The sequence below is a fragment of the Gordonia sp. UBA7860 genome (genome assembly GCF_002500165.1).
GTDB lineage: Bacteria > Actinomycetota > Actinomycetes > Mycobacteriales > Mycobacteriaceae > Gordonia > Gordonia sputi.
On sequence record NZ_DLSO01000095.1, the window covers coordinates 1 to 5,313 of the forward strand.

6 protein-coding genes are annotated in these 5,313 nt (G+C 63.6%); 5 read left to right on the forward strand and 1 reads right to left on the reverse strand.

Translation table 11 applies throughout. The features are described from left to right. Nucleotides 1–434: hypothetical protein (locus B3T59_RS12380; RefSeq protein WP_287003610.1), on the reverse strand; the 434-nt coding region annotated here is incomplete at its 3' end. Between the two features lie 308 nt (nucleotides 435–742). Here B3T59_RS12380 and B3T59_RS12385 point away from each other — a divergent pair. The 5 genes from B3T59_RS12385 (at nucleotide 743) to B3T59_RS12405 (ending at nucleotide 4,916) form a co-directional block, all read left to right on the forward strand. Beyond that, complete coding sequence (locus tag B3T59_RS12385; RefSeq protein WP_287003611.1) at nucleotides 743–3,190, forward strand: ATP-binding protein; 2,448 nt, start codon at nucleotides 743–745, stop codon at nucleotides 3,188–3,190. A gap of 105 nt (nucleotides 3,191–3,295) precedes the next feature. Beyond that, complete coding sequence (locus tag B3T59_RS12390; protein WP_287003612.1) at nucleotides 3,296–3,556, forward strand: hypothetical protein; 261 nt, start codon at nucleotides 3,296–3,298, stop codon at nucleotides 3,554–3,556. Nucleotides 3,557–3,572: 16 nt separating this feature from the next. After that, nucleotides 3,573–4,055 (forward strand): hypothetical protein, encoded by a 483-nt coding sequence (locus B3T59_RS12395; RefSeq protein ID WP_287003613.1) that lies wholly within the window; start codon nucleotides 3,573–3,575, stop codon nucleotides 4,053–4,055. Between the two features lie 40 nt (nucleotides 4,056–4,095). Further along, nucleotides 4,096–4,506: an ester cyclase gene (locus B3T59_RS12400; RefSeq protein WP_287003614.1), complete on the forward strand. Its 411-nt coding sequence runs from the start codon at nucleotides 4,096–4,098 to the stop codon at nucleotides 4,504–4,506. A gap of 95 nt (nucleotides 4,507–4,601) precedes the next feature. Continuing rightward, complete coding sequence (locus B3T59_RS12405; RefSeq protein WP_287003616.1) at nucleotides 4,602–4,916, forward strand: hypothetical protein; 315 nt, start codon at nucleotides 4,602–4,604, stop codon at nucleotides 4,914–4,916. Nucleotides 4,917–5,313 lie beyond the last annotated feature (397 nt).

Below are 5,313 nucleotides of genomic sequence, written 5' to 3' on the forward strand. Positions count from 1 at the left end.
AAGGACTTTGCCGTGACCCTGAGCGAGACCCACCGGTCGTCGGGGGCGGCGGTCATGATGTCGAACCAGGCGTCGCAGATGAGCAGGATTCCGGTGGTGAATCCCGCGAGGACCAGCAACTGGCGACGCAGCAACGCAAGCACCGCGGTCGCTGCCATCATGGCGACGAGCAGAACGTCGAAGCCTATCCAGGTGACCGACCAGTTGTGGGCCACGTAATCGACCGGCAGGGTCAGCCCGAGAAAGACTATCCACGGGATGAGCGCAATCGCACCGGTCGCCATCACACCGATACGGACACGCCGAATCCTGCTGCGCACAACCGGACTCGGCGCTATGCCGTCGAGCGGACGTGACAGCCGAGCGATCAACTCTCGACGTTCGTCGGCGGTGAGTTCCGCGATCACGTCGTCGGACAACACACTCTGTGTCATGGCGATCGTCTCCCTCCGTGCACGATCCAGTCTTACCCTTCCGCGGGCTTCTCTCCCTTCACTCTGTAAGTGAGGACCGCGGCGGCTGCAATTGGAGGTGTTCCGCATCGACGTTGGGAAGTATTCCTCCAGGTGACCGGGCGGCCGAGATTCGCCCGATAGTGCGCAATCAGAACCCTGCACGGGTTGTGCTTTGTAAAGTCAACATTGAGTATTGCTGACGACTTCAACCAAGGGCTCGACTGATGGTGGTGAATATCGGGTATGCGCCGCTGGCGCCAATGATCGGGCGGGATGACGATGTAGCGGTGCTCACCGATTTGCTGAGCGCGCATCGCCTCGTCAGTGTCGTTGGCCCCGGTGGGGTCGGCAAGACTCTGCTGGCGACCGAGACAGTCGCGGCCGTCGCCGACCGTTACGCCAACGGCGTACGCATCGTCGAACTGGCCGCGCTGCGCGATTCATCGTTGGTGGTGGAGGAGATCTGCTCGGCCGTTGGGCTGCCACGCACGGGCGGCCGAGATCGGTTGGGCGCCTTGACAGAGTGGATCGCCGGCCATACCGATCTCCTGATCGTGTTGGACAACTGCGAACATGTGCTGTCCCGGGTGGCCGTTCTCGCCCGGGCGCTCTTGCGCTCGGCGCCGGGACTACAGATTCTCACCACCAGTCGTGAACCATTGTCGCTTCCGGGGGAGTCGGTGGTGTGGCTGACGCCGTTGCCGGTACCACCGAAGGATGCTTCGCCCGAAGAGATTCCCGCGTACTCGAGCGTCTCGCTTTTTGTCGACCGCGCACACGCCCGCGACCAGCGATTCGAGGTCGACGGCGAGCGGTGGCTGACGGTGGCCGAGATCTGCCGTCGTCTGGACGGATTGCCGCTGGCACTCGAACTCGCCGCCGGGCGGGTGGCTGCGATCGGACTCGACACGGTGGCCGAACGGTTGGCTCAGGGCCGCCCGTTGTCGGGCCGCATGCGGGGCGTCGACGAGCGGCACACCACGCTGATGTCGGTCTTCGAGTGGAGTGAATCACTACTCGACGAGTCCGAGCGCGTCCTGCTTCGCAGGCTCTCATTGTTCGCTGGTGGTTTCGACATCGACGCGGCGGCGGGTGTGCTGGCCGCGGCCGGATGGCCGGTCGACGACGTCGAGGATGCGCTGGCCAGACTAGTTGAGCGGTCGTTGCTGGTGCATGACGTTGCAGGCGAACGCTTTTCGATGCTTGAGACCATTCGGCAGTTCGCGACCAACAGGCTTGAGGAGGCCGATCGTCTCGCGCAGGCTCATGCACGCTGGTATCTGGCGTTGGCCGTGGAGGCCGGAGCGGGCCTGTCCGCGGGCCCAGAACGGGAGTGGGTGCAGCGGATGACCGCTGCCGAGGACAACATCCGCATCGCCTTGGCCTGGGCGCTGGAGAATGAGCCTCTCAATGCATTGGCCGCGGCAGCAGTGATGCCGCTGTTCTGGTGGTTGCGCAGTCAACACCGGGAAGGCATCGGCTGGCTGCGGCAAGGGCTGGAACGCGCCGAGGACGCTCCGCCGGAACTGCGTGCGGCCGCGCTCTTCGGGCTGGGCTTCCTGTGGGCTCACGACACCGACGATTGGGCCGGGTCCACCGAGTATCTCGACCAGGGGATCGCTTTGGTCGACGACGATGCGCCACCCCCGATCCTCGGCTACCTGTTGTGTCTGCGTGGCGAGGCTGATTCGGTTGCCGGCCAGTACGAGTCGGCGATCGCTGCGACGCGTCGCGGTCTGGCCATTCTCGACGATCAACCGGATCCGTGGGGACAGGCCTTCGCGGTGTGGAACGTGGGACATGTCCTGCAACTCGCGGGTGATCTGGCTGGTGCGCAGGAGTGCTATGAGCGGATGGTCGCCATCCAGACCGAGCATGGCAGTCGACTCGAACTCATGATCGGGCTCAACAGTCTCGGCGAATTGGCCGAGCATCGCGGCGACTTCGACCGGGCTCTCGAACTGTTCGGGCAGGCGCTGCAGATGCGCCAGGAATTGGGGGCGGTCCGGCTCGGTTACGTGCACGGGTCGCTGGCCAGATCCCTGTTGGCGGTAGCGCGGGTGAGCGTCGCCGCCGGTGATCGCGAGGCAGCCCGGGCAGCGCTCGCCGAGGCCGTCCCGGTAGCCGAGCAGATGCGTGACGCCGAAACTGTGGACGCGTGCCGCACCCTTGCAGATGTGCTCGATGAGACGCCGACGGCGGCACGACTGCGCCGCGACGGCCCGGGCTGGACCGTGACCTTCGGTGACGAACAAGGCCATCTCGCCGATGCCAAAGGCGTGCGGCACCTGCACGCATTGTTGTCGCGCCCGCATCAACCGGTATCCGCGCTGACCTTGGCCGGGTTGGCCGACGGGCTCCATCGCGAAGACACGGACGCCGGTCCCATGCTCGACGACGCGGCGTTGCGCGCCTACCGTCGTCGACTGGACGAGCTCGAGGCCGAGTGCGACCTCGCGGACCGGACCGGCGATGCCGACCGCATGCGCGCAGCGGATGACGAGCGGGCCGCGCTGATCGCCGAGCTGAGCCGCGCCACCGGGCTCGGTGGACGCACGCGGCGCGCCGGTTCCGAGGTCGAACGAGCGCGGCTGAATGTCACTCGCACTCTCCGTGACGCCATCACACGCATCGAAGCCCAATGTCCTGCACTCACCGCTCACCTGAACGAAGCGGTCATTACCGGCACGCAGTGCGTGTATCAGCCGCAGACGCCGGTCGCCTGGCAGTTGTGAACACCAGTGTTCGTTCGCGTCGAACATTTCGGCGCGCCGATCGAACGCCTTCAAGAGTGAAAGCCGACGCACGGTCGGCGTCTCTCGAGAATGAGCGTGCGAGCAATGAGCCCCATCGACTTGCCGGCCATCGTGGCCCTGATCATCTTCGCCGTCTATCGGCAGTCTCGTCCGCATGAATTGATCGGTTCCGGCAGATTCAAGCTGGCAATCATCTACATCGTCGCAGGTGTGGTGATCGGCGGGCTGCACCCACCGCAGGAATGGCAGGGGCGGGCGGTGAGGGCGTCGCGTCGCAGTCAGTCAAGGCGTAGTCGCGCTGCTGTTCGATCCACCTTTCCTGAAGTTTCAGTCAGTACAAGATAATTCGAGGAGAAAGACAATGCGTGCTACAACGATCGGTTCAACCATCGTGGCCGCCCTGGCGGCCCTTATGATCTCCGTCGGGGCGGGTGTCGCCGAGGTACCCGCGCACGCGCGTCCAGCGCCGCCGCCGCCGGGCTCGATGGTGACTATGACCATCGTCAACAAGACCGGCTGGGACCTGACTCTGAGCGGCTGGCCGTCGACCGACAGGTGGGGCGGTAGTTCATCGCCAACACGCTGGATCGATCCGCCGGCGCGTGTGGTGCCGCGCGGTGGTATCGAGGTCGTTCGTGCCTGGTCGGCGAATCCGGGACTCATGTCGGCGTCGGTCACCTACACCTGGAATTACCGGTTGGCGCACCATCGCTACCAGTCCGAGTTGGTTTGGGCTCTGGGTTTCACCACCCTTGGCCAGACCCACGCCTCCAAGGACTCGTACAACATCGCTCGAATCACCCGATTCGGCCCCAACTCACAAGCCACCTACACCCTGCGGTGACCCGTCCGCCGACGGTCAATCATGAAGGAGCACAACGACCATGAGTGATATTCGATCAGTCATCGACATCCATGTCGCCGCGTTCAACACCCGCAGGCCCGACGACGAGCCGTGGTCTGAGGACGCTGAACTCATCTCACCTGGTGGCACGTTCATCGGCCGGGACGAAGTATTGGGATTCCTGTCGGTGTTCCAGCAGGCCTTCTCCAACGGCAAGCTCACCATAGCGTCGTGCGTGCTCGATGACGACACTGGACGGGGATCGGTCGAAGGATTCTTCGACGGCGTGCACGACGGCCCGCTGCACAGTCCGGCGGGGATCGTCGATCCTTCTGGAAAGACTGTGTCGTTCCGGTGGAGTGCCACCTACCAGGTAAACGATGCACAGCTCATGTCCGAGCACCTCTATTTCGATCAGCTCGACTTCCTCGGCCAACTCGGTCTGACGTGAGTGCTGCGTGACGCACCTGAGTTGTCGGCGAACAGAGTATCGGCCTGGGGACTGCTGCACGAATGGGTGACATCTGAGCTGGCTCGCCTGGGAGGGTGGGCCTGGAAGGATGGCCGTCGTGCCGAATTCTGCAAGGTCATCTCAAAGATTCCGAAGTTCTTCGCGATCTGCCCGAGCGTTACCCCCGGCTCACGGGCCACCCGAACCACATCGTCATGACACTCCCGCGGATATGGTTGCACCGCGCCGATATCGACGAGGGCAACAAGCCGGGCATGACGCCGGGGCAGTTCGCGAAGTTGCGGGAGGCGAACAAGCGAATTCGGCTGTTGGAGCAGGCAAACGAGGTCGGCCAAAGCCTGCGGTACACATCAGTTATCGGGGACCTGCAGAGCGCTGCCGTTTCCTGATAGCGAAGTACGTGAGCAGGCCAAGGCGACACTGACGAAGCTACCGACGTGATCGACCGCCCCGTGGGGCGACTCCCCAGATCCCGGATATGATCGCTTAGGCGCAGCGGGGGGTTCGCAATGGACGTAGTCGTTAACTCGCGAACGGCGCTTCCGGACCACTAAAACAATGTGAGCAACAAGGACTGATCATCATTAACAGGATGGCACTGAACCAGAAATGGCAGTAACTCCTGAGTGGATTCGCTCTCACGAACTGCTGGGGCGCGACATCGCGAAAGCAGCACGCCGAGACGGCCTCAACTTCAAGAACATCACCGATCTAGTCAACACATCCCAGCGATACCCCAGCGTCGTTCCTGTGCTCATCGACTGGCTTAACCTCGATCCACCGATC

Bases quoted from the DNA above. Each gene is read 5' to 3' on its own strand.
- B3T59_RS12400 (WP_287003614.1), top strand. From the start codon at position 4,096: ATGAGTGATATTCGATCAGTCATCGACATCCATGTCGCCGCGTTCAAC.
- B3T59_RS12390 (WP_287003612.1), top strand. From the start codon at position 3,296: ATGAGCCCCATCGACTTGCCGGCCATCGTGGCCCTGATCATCTTCGCC.
- B3T59_RS12395 (WP_287003613.1), top strand. From the start codon at position 3,573: ATGCGTGCTACAACGATCGGTTCAACCATCGTGGCCGCCCTGGCGGCC.